Source organism: Rhodococcus sp. Leaf278 (assembly GCF_001426085.1).
Classification (GTDB): domain Bacteria; phylum Actinomycetota; class Actinomycetes; order Mycobacteriales; family Mycobacteriaceae; genus Rhodococcoides.
Genome location: NZ_LMRR01000012.1, coordinates 56,588 through 72,264, shown reverse-complemented (window position 1 = coordinate 72,264; position 15,677 = coordinate 56,588). Strand labels below are relative to the sequence as shown.

Sequence of the window (15,677 nt, the reverse complement as noted above, 5' to 3'; positions counted from 1 at the left end):
CATGCGCTCAGTTTTGTGACCTGCCGGTTGTCAGGACCTCGTCGGCGGCCTACGCCCCGACTCGCGGCATTCCCATCAACACCGGGACCTTGCGGGCTCCGGACTCGTCGAACGCGATGGTGGGATCGGCCTCGCTCGGGGCATTGACGAACGAGACGAATCGACCGAGCTTCTCGTCGTCCTCGAGCACGCCTGCCCACTCGTCCTTGTAGCCGGCGACGTGTCGCTCCATGTCGGCTTCGAGCTCGGCACCGATGCCGAGGCTGTCGTCGACCACGACGGCTCTGAGATGATCGAGTCCCCCGTCGAGCGACTCGAGCCACGGCGCGGTCCGCTGCAGTCGATCTGCAGTGCGGACGTAGAACATCAAGTAGCGGTCGATGAAGCTGACCAGTGTGGCGTCGTCGAGGTTGGAGGCGAGCAACTGAGCATGCTTGGGTGACTGTCCACCGTTTCCGCCGACATAGAGGTTCCAACCACCCTCCGTGGCGATGATTCCGACATCCTTGCCTCGGGCCTCCGCGCACTCGCGCGCACAGCCCGAGACCCCGAACTTGATCTTGTGCGGGGACCTCAGCCCTCGATAGCGGTTCTCGAGGTCGACGGCCATCCCCACCGAATCCTGCACCCCGTACCGGCACCAGCTGGAGCCGACACAGCTCTTCACCGTGCGCAGCGACTTCCCGTATGCCTGACCCGATTCCATGCCTGCATCGACGAGGCGCTTCCAGATCGCAGGCAGCTGCTCGACGCGGGCACCGAACATATCGATGCGCTGCCCGCCCGTCACCTTGGTGTACAGCCCGAAATCGCGAGCGACCTCGCCGATGACGATGAGCTGCTCGGGCGTGCACTCACCACCGGGCATCCGCGGGACCACCGAGTACGTGCCGTTCTTCTGGATGTTGGCCAGGAAGTGATCGTTGGTGTCCTGTAGCGAGGCCTGCTCGCCGTCCAGAATGTGATCGGAGGACGTCGATGCGAGGATCGACGCGACAACGGGCTTGCAGATGTCGCAGCCGGTTCCATTGCCGTACTTGGCGATCAGTGACGAGAAGGTGCGGGTATTCGTGGCCCTTACGATCTCGAACAGCTCGGCCCTCGACTGAGAGAAGTGCTCGCACAACGACTTGGAGAGCACCACCCCGGATGCCGCCAGCAACGACTTGATCGACGGTAGACATCCACCGCAGGTCGTACCTGCAGTGGTGCAACTCTTCACCGCCGCGAGGTCGCAGGCTCCGTCGGCGATCGCCGAGCAGATGGCACCCTTGCTCACGCCGTTGCAGGAGCAGATCTCGGCGTCGTCGGGCAGCGCACCGATACCGACCTGTTCTGCCACTGGCGAGATCAGCGCTCCGGGGTCGCCGGGCAATTCTCGTCCGACGAGCGGACGCAGCAGCGAATACGCGGAGGCGTCGCCGACGAGAATGCCGCCGAGAAGGGTCTTCGCGTCGTCGGTCACGACGAGCTTGGCGTACGTTCCCTTGGGCGCATCGCTGAACACCACTTCGAGTGCCCCCGGGGTGGCCGCCATCGCGTCGCCGAAGCTCGCGACATCGACGCCCATGAGCTTGAGTTTGGTGGACATGTCGGCACCGGGGAATTGTGCTGCGCCGCCGAGCAATCGGTCGGCCACGACCTCGGCCGTCGAATATCCGGGGGCGACCAGGCCGTAGCACCGACCCTCGACCGCGGCACATTCACCGATCGCGTAGACGGCGGGATCGGATGTAGTGCAACCGATGTCGACCATGATGCCGCCGCGCTCGCCGACCTCGAGACCACTCTCGCGGGCCAGCCGATCCTGGGGACGCACACCGGCGGAGAACACCAACAGCGCGGCGTCGATGATGGTGCCGTCGCTCAGCTCGACAGCCAAGCCGGCGCTGTCGTTCTCGGTGATGGACGACGTACCCACTCCCACATGAACGTTCAATCCGAGCTCGGTGACCAGACGAGCCAACAGCGCGCCTCCGCCTTCGTCCACCTGCAGCGGCATCAACCGAGGAGCGAACTCGATGACGTGTGGCGTCATGCCCATCTTCTGCAGCGCATTCGCGGCTTCGAGACCGAGCAATCCGCCGCCGACGACGACGCCCACGGCACCCGGTCCCGCCGCGTCGGCCCGCGCTCGAATCTTGTCCAGGTCGTCGAGGGTGCGGTAGACGAAGCAGGCCGGGAGGTCGTGCCCGGGGATCGGAGGCACGAACGGATATGACCCGGTAGCGAGCACGAGCGCGTCGTACTCGACCGTGTCCCCCGCGGAAGTGACGACGGTGCGGTGGTCACGGTCGATGCGATCGGCCCGCACTCCGGTACGCATCTCGACGAGTGTGTCGCCGGGATAGTCGTTTCCCGCCAACGCCAGTTCCTTGTGGTCCCAGGCGCCGACGTAGGACGACAGACCGACTCGGTCGTACGCGGCAAGGGCCTCCTCGCAGAGCACCGTCACCTTCCACTCGGACGCATCGTCGCGCGCACGCAACGCCTCGACGAATCGGTGTCCGACCATTCCGTGACCTACCACTACCGCGTTCTTCATTGCGGGTCCTTCCGATATTCGTTGCCGTGCAGAGTGTTTCGAGTGCGCCTGCAATGGGGCGTCAGACGGCTACCGGTGCGTCGGCGTCGGCAGAGTTGGTTTTGCGCAGGTAGATCGCCCAGGTGACGATCGCGCACACGATGTAGAAGCCGAGGAACACCCAGAACGCGGTGGTCGCGGACTTTGCAGTGCCGGAGTACGACGCCCGCAGAACCAAGTTGATTCCGACGCCGCCGAGAGCTCCGATCGCACCGGCAATGCCGATGAGGGCTCCGGACATCTTGCGCGACCAGTGTTGCTGCTCGTCGACCGTCATTCCCTGCAGCTCAGACGATTTCGCAGCGAAGATGGCAGGAATCATCTTGTAGACCGACCCGTTACCCAAGCCCGAGAGCAAGAAGAGCGCGATGAATCCGATGACGAAGAGCACCATGACCGTGCCGCTGGCAGCCCCAGGCGTCGAATCGTCCCAGGTGCCGGCCGCTACCAGAATTCCTGTGGAGAAGGTCATGGCCACGAACGTGTACAGGGTGATCTTGCCGCCGCCGATCTTGTCGGCAAGCTTGCCGCCGAACGGCCGCGACAGCGATCCCAGCAAGGGACCGAGAAAGGCGATCTGAGCGGCCTGCAGCGAAGCCTGCGCTTGCAGCGCGGGGGTTGCCGGGGCCCCGTCGGTGAGTCCGGCGAGGAAGTTGATCTGCAACACCTGACCGAACGCGAAACTGAAGCCGATGAACGACCCGAAGGTTCCGATGTAGAGGAAGGCGATCCACCACGCATCGGAGAACTTCAGCACGTCGATCATGGAGCGGCCGTTGGTCTTCTGGTTGTCGAGGTTGTCCATGTACAACGCGGCACCGACGGCGGCGATCGCGATGAACACGAGGTACACGGCACAGACGATCTCGGGTGCGGTGTTGCCGATGGTAGCGATGACCAACAAGCCGATGAGCTGGATGACGGGGACACCGATGTTGCCGCCGCCCGCGTTGAGACCGAGCGCCCATCCCTTTTCACGCTGGGGATAGAACGCATTGATGTTTGTCATGGAGGATGCGAAGTTGCCGCCGCCGAGGCCGGCGAACGCCGCCACGATGATGTACGTGGTGTACGACGCCGGATTGAGCATGAAGTACATCGTCAACACGGTGGGGATCAGCAGCACCAAGGCGCTGAAGATGGTCCAGTTACGCCCACCGAACTTGGCGGTGGCGAAGGTGTACGGAATCCGCAGGATGGCACCGACGAGAGTGGGGACGGCCACGAGAAAGAATTTTCCCGCCGCGTCGATGCCGTAGACCGACAGCGGCATGAACAGCACCATCACCGACCAGATGGACCAGATCGAGAACCCGACGTGCTCGGCGATGACCGACCAGATCAGGTTGCGCTTGGCAATCTGCTTGCCACCGGCCTCCCAGGCCTCGACGTCCTCGGAATTCCAGTGCGCAATGTGATGGTTCACGGAAACCGGAACGGTTCCGGGGGGAACGGACGCGGTGGTCGCTGAGTCGGCGTCTGCCGAAGCGCTACGAGAAAGGCTGGTCACGGGTGGCCTCCTGATCGGTGTGTGGACCGAACATAGAAAAGCCATGTTGCCGCGGCGCTGCCTGCGGTGACTCGCTGATTAACTTGGTCTCACGCGCGGTTGCGGACGAACGTGAGATGAAGCATCAACGGCCGGGACGGGTCACCAGGTGTCTTCGAGCATTCTCGGTCGACAGCACAGGAATCCTCCGACCAGGAGAACAGCCACACATCCGGTCAGCAGAGCCAACGGCAGACCCCATCCACCGGATGCGGTGTGCAACACACCGAACAGGATCGGTCCGGTCGAGGACACCACATAACCCAGCCCCTGGGTGAACCCCGACAACGAGGACGAACCCACCGCAGAACGGGTTCTGAGGTTGATCAGCGTCAGCGACATCGGAAAAGTCATCGTGCCGAGCCCTATCAGGCACACCCACAGCACGGTTCCGGCCGAAGGGGACCAGTGCAGACCGGAGAAGCCGCCGAAATAGCAGACCGCGGCGACGACGACGAGGCCGAACGGATTGCGCATCTTCGCGCAGAGAGTCGGAGTAGCCAACGACGTGACCAAGCCCATCGCGCCGAAAGCGGCGACCGAAGCGCCGGCCAACCCTTCACCGATTCCCGAGTCGATCAGCAGTGTCGGCAGCCAGGTGAGCATCGAGTACGTGATCAGCGACGTCATCGCAAACATCATCACCATCCCCCACGCCAGCGGGGACCGGTGGATTCGACCGGCCGGTTCGACATGGACCGCCGCCGATCCGGCCTCGCCCGACACGTCGTCTGCGTCGCGGCCGCGTCGGGCCACCACCACTCCGAGCCACGGCAATGCCGCGGCCAGTCCGACGACAGCCCAGACGCCGATGGACACGCGCCAACCATGAGCGTCGGCCACAGGCACGGCCAGCAGAGGCGGAACCATGGTGCTGACCTGCATGACACAGATGTAGATGGTGCTGACCAACGCGAGTCGATCCGAGAAGTACCGCTTCACCAGAGGCGGGATGACGACATTCCCGATCCCCATGCCCGCGAGGGCGATTGCGGACAGCACGAGCAACGAGACGGTGTTCGGTGCAAACGCCCGAGTGGCCATACCGAGGGTGGTGAGTCCCATGGCCAGCAGCGCAGCTCGCTCGAGGCCGGTGCGCTTGGCGAGAAACGGCGTCGCCAATCCGAACACGGCGAACATCGCCGGCGGCAACATACCGACGACGCCGATCACCGTGGAGCCGAAGTGGAGGTCGGTGCCGATCCTGCCGAACAGCGGACTGATCGACGTCACCGCAGCGCGCAACGTCAGGGCAGAAAGGACGATGGCGGCGAACACCAATATGCGGCCGCGGACGAGCGAAATGCCGGTCGGGGTGGTCTCGGACACGGTTGGCGCACTCACCACGTAATCATAGGATGACCGGATCATCGGGTGCAAAGCATTACTATCGACGGCAAAACATTCACAGCCCGAGGAGCCCACGTGCGGCAGGTCCAGCGATCGAGCCTGATCACCCAGGTCACCGCTCAGCTGCGCGACGAGATCACGTCGCGGAGATGGCCGGTGGGCACCCGCATCCCCACCGAGCCGGAACTCTGCGAAATCACCGGCACCGGTCGAAACACCGTTCGCGAAGCGGTCCAGGCTCTCGTACACGCCGGCATGGTCGAGCGAAGGCAGGGTTCGGGCACGTTCGTCATGACCTGCTCGGACGTCGGCGGCACCCTGGGTAAGTACTTCTCCGATGCCCGGCACCGTGACGTCACCGAACTCCGCGAGACACTCGAAGTCACTGCGGCCGCGCTCGCCGCGGATCGACGCGACCACGAAGATATACGAGTCATGCTGAGCGCACTCGAGGATCGCAACGCGGCGTGGTCGAACGAGGCTCCTCTCGCGGACGCCGTCCGGATCGACGCGCAGCTGCATCGCGCCATCGTCGCAGCAAGCCACAACGCTATCTATCTGGAGTTCTACGACTCGCTGCTTCCGGTCATCCACGAGGCGATGACGGATCATTTCCTCGACCACGACGACGACTACGTGGCCGAGCACACCGCGCTGGTCGAGGCAGTCATCGACGGTGACGCCGCTCGAGCGACGGATGCTGCCCGATCACTGTTCCACGAACTGTCCGAACAACCGGCCGGCGCAGCGGAATTCACAGAATGAGGCGCACCAGGTCCGCTGTTCGAGCCAGACCAGGAAAGGCCTCCGACGTCGAACGCGGATGAAGCGCGTGAACGGCGAGACGAAACATCAACGCGCGCAGCAACATCTGTGGCCACTCGGGTAGATCGTCCCAGCGACCCACCAAGCCGTCGTCGGCGTCCCCCCAGGACAGCGCATCCACCACCGCCACGCCGGCAGCCCACGGTGCCGGCCGCCAATACGGGGTGATGTCGCTTATTCCGGGTGCGTCGCTGCCCGAGAACAGCACCGTTCCGAACAGGTCACCGTGTACCAGTTGATCCGGCGACTCGACGGGTTTGCGCAGTGTCGCAAGTTGTTTGACCAATTCGAGACTGCTTTTGCCGTCACTGGAGGACGGCTCGGGTGCGCCTGCACCGCGCGCCGACCGGAGCGGGACGGCTTCCCACGCGGCTCTGTCGGCCGCGACGAACACGTCCACATCCGCCCACGGCGCAACGGGTGGCTGAACCAAGAAGCGAGGACGCTCGAGTTGCGCCGTCGCCGAGTGCAGACGCAACGACAACGAGACCACCTCGTCGTGCCGGGGCTCGGGTTCGCCGGCGACGAACGTGTCTGCACGCCAGCCAGACACGACGTACCGACCGTCGGTGGACCGAACAGGGCGAGCGAGACGAACTCCGTCGACCGTCAACGTCTCACGCACCTTGGCCGACCAGGCTGCGCGGGCGTGGTCTGCTACCGGAGACAGCACGACATCACCCAAACGCCACCCTCCGTCCCAGTCCGCTCCGAGGGGTGCCGGCTCGACATCGCGCAGCCCGAACGTAGAGATCACGTGCTGAGGGGGTTCGACAGAGCTCACGCTGGCCACGCTACCGCCGATCGCTGCGCCACTGCGGACGACGCGCACACGCGCACCGCCTCAGTAGATAGGCAAACCGGGGTCGATTTGCTTGGCCCACTCCACTATTCCGCCTTGCAGATGGGACGCGTCGGAAAAACCGGCACCGACCACTGCATCGAGCACCTCTGCGGACCTGATACCGGTTTTGCAGTAGAGCACGATCGGCACGTGCTGCGGCAGCTCGGCCATGGCCGCACCGGAGAGGATTCGATCCTTGGGAATCAGGCGTGCGCCGTCGATGCGAACGATGTCCCACTCGACCGGTTCACGCACGTCGATCAGAGCTACCTCGCGCCCGGACTCCATCATCGCCCGCAGCTGCACAGGAGTAACTACCTCGCCGGCGGGTTCGGCAGCCGAGACAACTCCGCAGAATGCCTCGTAGTCGATCAACTCGGTGATCGGAGTTCGATGCGGATCGCGGGTCAACCGCACCGTTCTGTAGTTCATCGCCAGTGCGTCGTAGATCATCAATCGACCCAACAGCGTCTCGCCGATTCCGGTGATCAACTTGATGGCCTCGGTCACCATAATCGAACCGATCGAAGCGCACAGCACTCCCAGTACGCCACCTTCTGCACACGACGGCACCATTCCCGGCGGCGGAGCCTCGGGGTACAGGTCGCGATAGTTGATACCGACTCCCCCAGGCGCTGCATCCCAGAACACCGACACCTGGCCTTCGAACCGATAGATCGAACCCCACACGTACGGGATGCCCACCAGCGCGGCCGCGTCGTTCACGAGGTATCGAGTAGCGAAGTTGTCGGTTCCATCGAGCACGAGGTCGTAGTGCGCGAACAGCTCGACCGCGTTGGACGAGTCGAGCCGAACACGGTGCAGCGTCACCTCGACTCCGTCGTTGAGCTCGAGTATCGAGTCCCTGGCACTGTCGGCTTTCGAACGACCCACGTCGGATCGGCCGTGGATGATCTGTCGTTGCAAGTTGGACAGTTCGACCTCGTCGAATTCGACGATTCCCAGAGTCCCGACACCAGCGGCTGCCAGATAGAGCAATGCAGGTGAACCCAGTCCCCCGGCACCGATGACGAGTACACGGGCGTTGCGCAGGCGCTTCTGACCATCCATGCCCACGCTGGGAATGATCAGATGACGGCTGTATCGCGCGACGTCCTCGGGCGTCAGCTCGCCCGCAGGTTCGACCAGCGGCGGTAGGTGGACCACGGTGCAGCGACGCTCCTCGACTCGACACGACGGCCGGTGATCCCGATCGCCGTGTTCGAATCTAATCCCCGGCTACGCCGAAACCCAGCCGATTCACGCTCGCGGGTACGGCCACGGATTGAATCGACATGTCTTGCCGTCCATGGGTACGACGCCTTCCGGATCCAAGCGCGCGATGTCGTCGTTGGACGTGCCGAAGGTCTGTTGCATCATCACCGGTGCCAGGCCACCGTCGGCCTCGCACGGCTGATGCTGCTGGTAGCCGATTGCGTGGCCGACCTCGTGGTTGATCTGATACTGGCGGTACGAACCGATGTCGCCCTGGAACGAGATCGCTCCGCGAACCCATCTCGGCTCGTTCAGAACGACTCGTTCGATGCCCGGGTTGTAGCAGGAGACCTCGAGTTGAATGTCGTAACCGCACGCCTGCCGGATCGACATCTGCGACGTCAGAGAGATCCTGAAATCGGGGTCACCCTGATCGATTCGCCGAAACGCGAATCGCGGGTCGTTCGTCCAACTCTTGGGATTGGCGAGCGTCTGGTCCACCAGACGGCCGAACGACTCGTCGCCGCCGAATCCGACCGTGTCGACACCGTCCTCCACCTCGACCGTGTACGTGAACACCCGCTCGGTCCCCTGGCCCACCTGTTCGGTGGAACCGGCCACGGTGTGCCACGTTCCGGCACCTTGGACCGCGAAGGGGCCGCCGTCCGGTAGTTCACCCGAGGAGATCGACGATGCGAAATTGCCGTCCGCCTGTGGCGGGACACCGATGACTCCGGTCCCCGACGTCGTATCGGAGCTCAGAGTGCCGAACCCGGGATCGGCGTTGGTGGACTGCGCAACGTTGCCGGTGACCGGGTCGCCGGTGCGCACGGCGTCGAAAATCACGAGCGCAGTGACCACGATCAGGATGGGGACCGCATATGCCCGCCAGCCGTACGTCGAGGCGAACTTTCCGATCTTGCTCTGTTTGCGGACGTCGCGGTCAGGTCGTGGCGTGCGTTGCTTTACTTCACGCTGCGTCGGATCCCACTGCGCGCGCAGTGGTTGATGAGATCCGCGGCTACCCACCGTGCGTGGAAAATCGTCCGACCGATCGTCGTACTCGTCGTCGACGCCGCCCGACTGCACACCACCGCGAGTACGCGGCCCGCCTCGGTCAGTCACTCGATCACGATCTCACAATCCTCACCGCTCGCCGTTCGGCACGCCGACAACGAGACTGGAACTATCGGGTTCTCGGTACGGAAACATCGTACAAACAAACCGTCGGACGTGATCCGACTTCGACGCAATTCGCGTCCGGTCCCCCAGGATCCCGACCGTGCGGGACGCCACGCGTATCGTTGCCCGTGATCTGCGCTACGAGTGATCCGAACCGATGGCCACCCGCCGGAAGTTCACGACGGATCGCTCGCTGTCGAACCAAGACGAGCGCAGTCGGCGACGCGGATGGGAACGGAACTGATGACAGATCTCGACGACCGGAGGTCCTCGGACCGGCCGGCGACCACCGGCAATCGACGCAGCGCACGGCTGCCGCGCGATGCCCGTCGGGCGCAGCTGCTCGCCGCTGCGAGCGAAATATTCGTGACTCGCGGATATCACGCGTCCGGAATGGACGAGATCGCCGAATGCGCGGGTGTCAGCAAACCGGTCCTGTATCAGCACTTCCCCGGAAAGCTCGAGCTCTACCTGGCGGTACTGCAGAGCTACGTCGACACGCTGATCGCGGGCGTTCGCCAGGCCCTTCGCTCGACCACCGACAACCGACAGCGCGTACGCGCCGCGGTGCTGGCGTTCTACGACTTCGTAGATACCGACACTCAGGGCTTCCGGCTGGTGTTCGAGTCCGATCTGATGGGCGACCCTCAGGTCAACTCACGCGTCGAGCAGGCGACCGAAGCGTGTGTCGACGCCGTCTTCGATCTGGTCGCTCACGACTCCGGACTCGATCCGTACCGGGCACGGGTGCTCGCCGTCGGTCTGGTCGGAGCGAGCCAGTTCACCGCCCGATACTGGCTGGAAGCCGACCGGCCCATATCGAAGGAAGACGCGGTCGACACCACCGTGTCGCTGGCCTGGGGCGGTCTGTCCCACGTGCCGTTGCAAGCCCCGTAGAAATTTCTGTTCGCTTACACCACACGCCCCTCACTCGACGTCGAGTGAGGGGCGTGTGGTGTATCCCGGCGGTCTCAGGAGGTCGCGAATCCGACCTTCCGAGCATCGGACGGACCGATCTCGACGTACGACACCTTGGCGGCCTGGATCAAGTACTTGCGTCCCTTCTCGTCCTCCAACGACAGCACTCCGTCCTTACCGGCGAAAGCGGTCGATACGAGCGCTTCGACCTCGGCCGGGGACTGCGTGCTGTTCACGACGAGCTCACGGGAACTCTCCGAAACACCGATCTTGACCTCCACGGTCAACCTCCGAACTCTCGACAACTCTGCTCACGCCAGGCTAGTGCAGCGGGGTCGGCCCAGCCGCCCGACGCCCTGTGCTGTCAGCGAACACGGACCTGAGCGGTCATCCAGCACCGGAGTGGAAGGTGTCAGTCCAGCCCGAGCGAGGACATTCGCTCCGAGTGCTGTTCCTGCATCCGATCGAACAGTGCGACCACCCCGTTGAGGTCGCCCGAGGCGGTGATGACGAGATCGGTCAACGACTCGCGTTGTGCGAGCACGAACTGCGCCTGGGTGATGGCTTCGCCGAGCAGACGGCGACCCCACAGCATCAGCCGCGCCTTGTCCTGCGAGCTCGCCCGAACCCGCTCGGATACTTCGTGGACGACGAACTCCGAATGTCCGGTCTCGGCCAGCACGTCGCGCACGATCTCCGCGACGTCGGGATCGAGGGTGTGCGCGATCTGACGGTAGAAGTCCGCTGCGATTCCGTCACCCACGTAGGCCTTGACCAGGGACTCCAGCCACGTCGAGGGGGTGGTGGATGCGTGATATTCGTCCAGAGCACGCACGAACGGAGCCATCGAGGCGTACACGTCGAGACCCCGAACGGACAACGCTCGTTCGAGTGTTTCGAAGTGGCTCATCTCCGCCGCCGCCATGCTGGCCAGAGCCACGCGACCCTCCATCGACGGAGCCATTCGCGCATCCTCGGCCAGGCGATAGAAAGCCGAGATCTCGCCGTAGGCGAGGACTGCGAACAAGTCCGGAACTCCCGGGTGATCGTGCGCGATGGCCGGCTCGGCCGGCTCGACGAGCGTGGTGGATGCATCTACGGACGACGACGACTCCGGCGAGTGAGCTCCCATGGGTGGCAATCGTAGTCCCGCGCGCCACACCCCGCCTCGGCACGCGTCGTACCTGCCGTGACCGGCCGACGATGGTGAATTCGGTTCGGCAAGCTACCATGGTGCTCGATCGTCGCTCGCGGACCGATGGAACGGACCGAAGAACACGTGACGGTCATCGATAATGTGTGCGCACCTGATCCGGGTCGCCTCGACAGCTTCGCCGCAGCGGACATCGCAGTCCGTGGCCGCGCTGAGGCTGACGGCGACATCACATCGGATTGAGGGCATCGACTTCGGCCGGCAATAGGCCTGTGCCCTTCCTTGTGCGCGCGTTCGAACACGAGGAAGGCCAGTCCCCTGAGCAAGATAGTCATCGACCAAGAATCCGAGACCGGCGACACGACGTTGTCGGCCCAGCTGGACGACACCCACGTACCTCCCACGTTCGCGGAACTGAACGTCGACGCAGCCATCGTTCGCGCTCTGTCCGAGATGGGAATCGAGCGCACCTTCGCCATCCAGGAGCTGACGCTGCCGCTCGCCATCGCGGGCGACGACCTCATCGGTCAGGCTCGTACCGGCATGGGCAAGACGTTCGGCTTCGGTGTTCCACTGCTGCACCGGCTCGCCACCGAGAACTCCGGTACCTCACCGCTCGACGGCACCCCACGTGCTCTGATCATCGTTCCGACCCGTGAACTGTGCGTCCAGGTCAGCTCCGACCTCGAGAACGCCTCGAAGTACCTCAGCGGTGCCAACGGCCCCGTCAAGGTGCTCTCCATCTACGGTGGCCGCCCGTACGAGGCTCAGATCAGCGCGCTGCAGAACGGGGTCGATGTCGTCGTCGGAACTCCCGGTCGTCTGCTCGATCTCGCCAAGCAGAATCACCTGATCCTCGGCAAGGTCGGCGTGCTGGTTCTCGACGAAGCCGACGAGATGCTCGACCTCGGGTTCCTGCCCGACATCGAACGCATCCTGGGCATGGTCCCCGACAAGCGTCAGACGATGCTGTTCTCCGCCACGATGCCCGGCCCGATCATCACGCTGGCTCGCACGTTCCTGACGCAGCCGACGCACATCCGGGCCGAGGAAGCGGAGTCGTCCGCCGTCCACGACCGCACCGCTCAGCACGTCTACCGGGCGCACGCACTCGACAAGGTCGAGATGGTCGCCAAGGTCCTCAAGGCCGAGGGTCGCGGCGCGACGATGGTGTTCACTCGTACCAAGCGCACCGCCCAGAAGGTCGCCGACGAGCTGGCCGAGCGCGGCTACTCGGTCGGTGCCGTGCACGGTGACCTCGGTCAGGTCCAGCGCGAGAAGGCTCTCAAGGCGTTCCGCACCGGCAAGATCGACGTCCTCGTCGCCACCGATGTCGCAGCACGCGGAATCGACATCGACGACGTCACCCACGTCATCAACTACCAGTGCCCCGAGGACGAGAAGACATACGTGCACCGCATCGGTCGCACCGGCCGTGCCGGACGCACCGGCATCGCAGTCACTCTGGTCGACTGGGACGACATCCCCCGCTGGCAGCTGATCGACAAGGCGCTCGATCTCGGTATGCCGGATCCGGTCGAGACGTACTCGAGCTCACCGCACCTGTTCACCGACCTCGGTATCGCCACCGACGCCACCGGCACCGTACGCACAGCGCCCTCGCGTGCCCCGGAGAAGGTGGAGGAAGACGGCGAGACCGCTGCGGGAGCTCCTGCCACCGACGCGTCGTCGGCGACCAAGCCCCGCCGCTCACGCAGTCGCCGTCGCACTCGCGCAGGGCAGGGCGGCGACAACACCACAGGCTCCGCCTCGGCGTCGAACGATTCCGACTCTGCCGCCACTTCAGTTGTTGGACAAGCCGATACGGCCGATGCGGCATCCGCAGACACGGCCACCAAGACTGCCCCACGCCGCCGCAGGCGCCGTCGCTCCAGCGGATCCTCGGCCGATGCCGGACCGTCGACTGCGGGCGCTTCGGAATAGTCTTCCTTCGTGTTGGCTCCAGAACGTCGGACAAGAAACGACCTCGTCGTCGCCGCCGTCATTGCAGTGGTGGTGGTCGTGGCCGCGAGCGTTGCCTGGTTGACCGGCGACGCCCGCGGTACCACGTCGGTGTCGGCAGCGGAGCCGCTACCTCTGCCGGAACCGGCCGCATCGGTACCCACCGCGCTGATCGAGCTGTGGCGTGCGCCGAGCGCAGCAACGGACTCGACGCGTACCCCGGCTCCCGTCGTCGCGGGATCCACGGTGGTGACTGCCGACGGCGGCTCCGTCCTCGGCCGCGATCCGCGGTCGGGTGAACAGTCTTGGTCGTACACGCGCGATCTCCCGCTGTGCTCGGTGGTCGCAGCATGGAACACCGCAATCGCGGTCTACCGTGACGACCGCGGTTGCTCCCAGGTGACCGAACTCGACGGATCCACAGGACAGCGCAAGGCGCAGCGCACGTCCGATGCCGACGATGCGGTTCGCCTGTCGTCCGACGGCACCTACGTGACGTCGAGGGGCAACACCCGCATGGAGCTGTGGCGATCGGACATGGTGCGCACCCTCGAATACGGTCGCGTCGATGCCCCGGTCAATCCGGGCAGTCAGCCGAGAACCGGGTGCACGCTGCTGTCCTCGGCGTCGACGAACTCGCGGACCGCCGTGCTGGAGCAATGCCCGGGCGAAGCTGCTGCGCGCTTGTCTCTGATCAACCCTGCTCCCAAGGACGCGAATGAACCCGAGGAGTACGGGTCGACGGTGGTGCCCGAGCTCGTTCCCGGGCCCGATTCTGCTAGTGCCGGACATATCATTGCCGTCACCGAAAGCGTTGTAGCGCTTTATCTTCCAGCCGAGAACGGCGCACCCGATCGGGTGGGACTGTACGACAACTCGGCGTCGCGGATATCCGAATTCGACCTGGCTTCGTCTGTGTCCCCCGAGCAGGAGTCACCCAATCTGCCTGCAACGAAGGCAGGTTCGGTGTTCACCTGGTTCACCGGTGCCGGGGTGCAGGCGCTCGATATTACCGGCTTGTCCCCCGTGTGGTCCATCCCCGGGGCCCTCGGAAGCGGCACCGTCATGGCCGGCCGGCTCATCGTCCCCGTACCCGACGGTATCGCGGTGGTCGATCTCGCCACCGGCGTGTCGATCGACGACATACCCGTCGACCGGGGCGACTACGTCGGTCCGGTGCAGACGTCGGTGATCGGCGATGTGATCGTCGAGCAGCGCGGCGACGACCTGGTCGCGCTGGGCTGATCAGGCCGTCGTACTACCGGTGCTACAAGGCTGGATTCGGTGCTACGAGGCTGGATCGTAGGTCTTCAGCTCGGCTCCGTCGTTCCAGTGCGCCAGGAGGTTCTCGGCCAGTTCTCGATACGCCTGCGCGCCCTTGTTCTTTCGTCCCGACAGTACGGTCGCGCCCGACGCGCTCGCCTCGGCGAAGCGAACGGTCCGCGGGATCGGCGGCGCGAGGACCAGGAGCGAGTATCGGTCGGAGACATCACCGAGTACGTCCCTGCTGTGGGTGGTTCGAGCATCGAACAACGTGGGGAGCGCACCGAGCAACGTCAGGTCGGGGTTGGTGATCTGCTGAACCTCGGACACCGTTCGCAACAGCTGACCCACTCCCCGATGGGCGAGTGTTTCGCACTGCAGAGGTACCAACACCGACTGCGCGGCGGTGAGGCCGTTGAGAGTCAGCACCCCCAGTGACGGCGGGCAATCGATGACGACGACATCGAAGTCGTCGAGTATGGGAGCGAGCGCACGCTTCAGTGCGAATTCGCGACCCGCCCGCATCAGCAGCAGCGCCTCGGCACCGGCGAGATCGATCGTGGCCGGCAACAGGACGATTCCCTCCGCCGTTTCGATCAGCACATCCTCCACCTTGGCGTCCCCGGTCAAAACCTCGTGTACCGAGGATTCGAGCTTGTCGGGGTTGTGCCCCAGAGAGAACGTCAAACAGCCCTGCGGGTCGAGGTCGACCACCAGGACACGTCGGTCGAGCGCGTGGAGCGCTGCTGCGAGCGAGGCCACCGTGGTGGTCTTGGCCACGCCGCCCTTCTGATTCGCTACCGCAAGAATTGTCGTCACGGCTTCGATCCTT

Annotated in this window: 13 protein-coding genes; 4 read left to right on the top strand and 9 right to left on the bottom strand. The window is 64.5% G+C overall.

Annotated features, from left to right (window positions below; genetic code table 11):
- Positions 1-49: 49 nt before the first annotated feature.
- The 3 genes from nirB to ASG84_RS13035 all read right to left on the bottom strand — a co-directional run bounded on the left by nirB (position 50) and on the right by ASG84_RS13035 (position 5,477).
- A complete protein-coding gene (gene nirB / locus ASG84_RS13045; protein ID WP_057477491.1) occupies positions 50-2,545 on the bottom strand; it encodes a nitrite reductase large subunit NirB in 2,496 nt (831 codons plus the stop codon).
- Between the two features lie 61 nt (positions 2,546-2,606).
- Positions 2,607-4,010: a nitrate/nitrite transporter gene (locus ASG84_RS13040; protein WP_057477744.1), complete on the bottom strand. Its 1,404-nt coding sequence runs from the start codon at positions 4,008-4,010 to the stop codon at positions 2,607-2,609.
- A gap of 225 nt (positions 4,011-4,235) precedes the next feature.
- The gene (locus tag ASG84_RS13035) at positions 4,236-5,477 is read right to left on the bottom strand and encodes an MFS transporter (protein ID WP_235581650.1); all 1,242 of its coding nucleotides are present in this window, start codon (positions 5,475-5,477) and stop codon (positions 4,236-4,238) included.
- Positions 5,478-5,558: 81 nt separating this feature from the next.
- Here ASG84_RS13035 and ASG84_RS13030 point away from each other — a divergent pair, with 81 nt between their 5' ends.
- Positions 5,559-6,248: a FadR/GntR family transcriptional regulator gene (locus ASG84_RS13030; RefSeq protein ID WP_057477489.1), complete on the top strand. Its 690-nt coding sequence runs from the start codon at positions 5,559-5,561 to the stop codon at positions 6,246-6,248.
- Here ASG84_RS13030 and ASG84_RS13025 read toward each other — a convergent pair.
- From ASG84_RS13025 to ASG84_RS13015, 3 genes are all read right to left on the bottom strand, one after another.
- On the bottom strand, positions 6,238-7,092 hold the full coding sequence (locus ASG84_RS13025) for a TIGR02569 family protein (RefSeq protein WP_032403554.1): 855 nt from the start codon (positions 7,090-7,092) through the stop codon (positions 6,238-6,240). The genes ASG84_RS13030 and ASG84_RS13025 overlap by 11 nt on opposite strands.
- 60 nt (positions 7,093-7,152) lie before the next feature.
- Positions 7,153-8,319: an adenylyltransferase/sulfurtransferase MoeZ gene (gene moeZ, locus ASG84_RS13020; protein WP_057477488.1), complete on the bottom strand. Its 1,167-nt coding sequence runs from the start codon at positions 8,317-8,319 to the stop codon at positions 7,153-7,155.
- A gap of 93 nt (positions 8,320-8,412) precedes the next feature.
- Positions 8,413-9,492, bottom strand: a complete 1,080-nt coding sequence (locus ASG84_RS13015; protein ID WP_057477487.1) for a DUF3152 domain-containing protein — start codon at positions 9,490-9,492, stop codon at positions 8,413-8,415.
- 300 nt (positions 9,493-9,792) lie between these two features.
- Between ASG84_RS13015 and ASG84_RS13010 the strand changes: the two genes are divergently transcribed.
- Positions 9,793-10,446, top strand: coding sequence for a TetR/AcrR family transcriptional regulator (locus ASG84_RS13010; RefSeq protein ID WP_032378141.1), 654 nt, complete (start codon positions 9,793-9,795; stop codon positions 10,444-10,446).
- Positions 10,447-10,520: 74 nt separating this feature from the next.
- Here the strand turns inward: ASG84_RS13010 and ASG84_RS13005 are convergent, their stop codons facing one another.
- Both ASG84_RS13005 and ASG84_RS13000 read right to left on the bottom strand, forming a co-directional pair.
- Positions 10,521-10,748, bottom strand: a complete 228-nt coding sequence (locus ASG84_RS13005; RefSeq protein WP_200936588.1) for a DUF3107 domain-containing protein — start codon at positions 10,746-10,748, stop codon at positions 10,521-10,523.
- A 131-nt stretch (positions 10,749-10,879) separates the two neighbouring features.
- Positions 10,880-11,599, bottom strand: a complete 720-nt coding sequence (locus tag ASG84_RS13000) for a ferritin-like fold-containing protein (protein ID WP_057477485.1) — start codon at positions 11,597-11,599, stop codon at positions 10,880-10,882.
- A 303-nt stretch (positions 11,600-11,902) separates the two neighbouring features.
- Here ASG84_RS13000 and ASG84_RS12995 point away from each other — a divergent pair, with 303 nt between their 5' ends.
- On the top strand, positions 11,903-13,564 hold the full coding sequence (locus tag ASG84_RS12995; protein WP_057477484.1) for a DEAD/DEAH box helicase: 1,662 nt from the start codon (positions 11,903-11,905) through the stop codon (positions 13,562-13,564).
- Positions 13,565-13,573: 9 nt separating this feature from the next.
- Positions 13,574-14,827 carry an Rv3212 family protein gene (locus ASG84_RS12990; RefSeq protein ID WP_057477483.1) on the top strand — a complete coding sequence of 418 codons (1,254 nt, stop codon included), beginning with the start codon at positions 13,574-13,576 and terminating at the stop codon, positions 14,825-14,827.
- A gap of 42 nt (positions 14,828-14,869) precedes the next feature.
- Here ASG84_RS12990 and ASG84_RS12985 read toward each other — a convergent pair whose 3' ends face one another.
- Complete coding sequence (locus ASG84_RS12985) at positions 14,870-15,664, bottom strand: ParA family protein (RefSeq protein ID WP_057477743.1); 795 nt, start codon at positions 15,662-15,664, stop codon at positions 14,870-14,872.
- Positions 15,665-15,677: the final 13 nt, after the last annotated feature.

What these genes read in the sequence shown, in the direction of transcription:
- nirB (WP_057477491.1), bottom strand. Translation starts at nt 2,545, where the DNA reads ATGAAGAACGCGGTAGTGGTAGGTCACGGAATGGTCGGACACCGATTC.
- ASG84_RS13010 (WP_032378141.1), top strand. Translation starts at nt 9,793, where the DNA reads ATGACAGATCTCGACGACCGGAGGTCCTCGGACCGGCCGGCGACCACC.
- ASG84_RS13000 (WP_057477485.1), bottom strand. Translation starts at nt 11,599, where the DNA reads ATGGGAGCTCACTCGCCGGAGTCGTCGTCGTCCGTAGATGCATCCACC.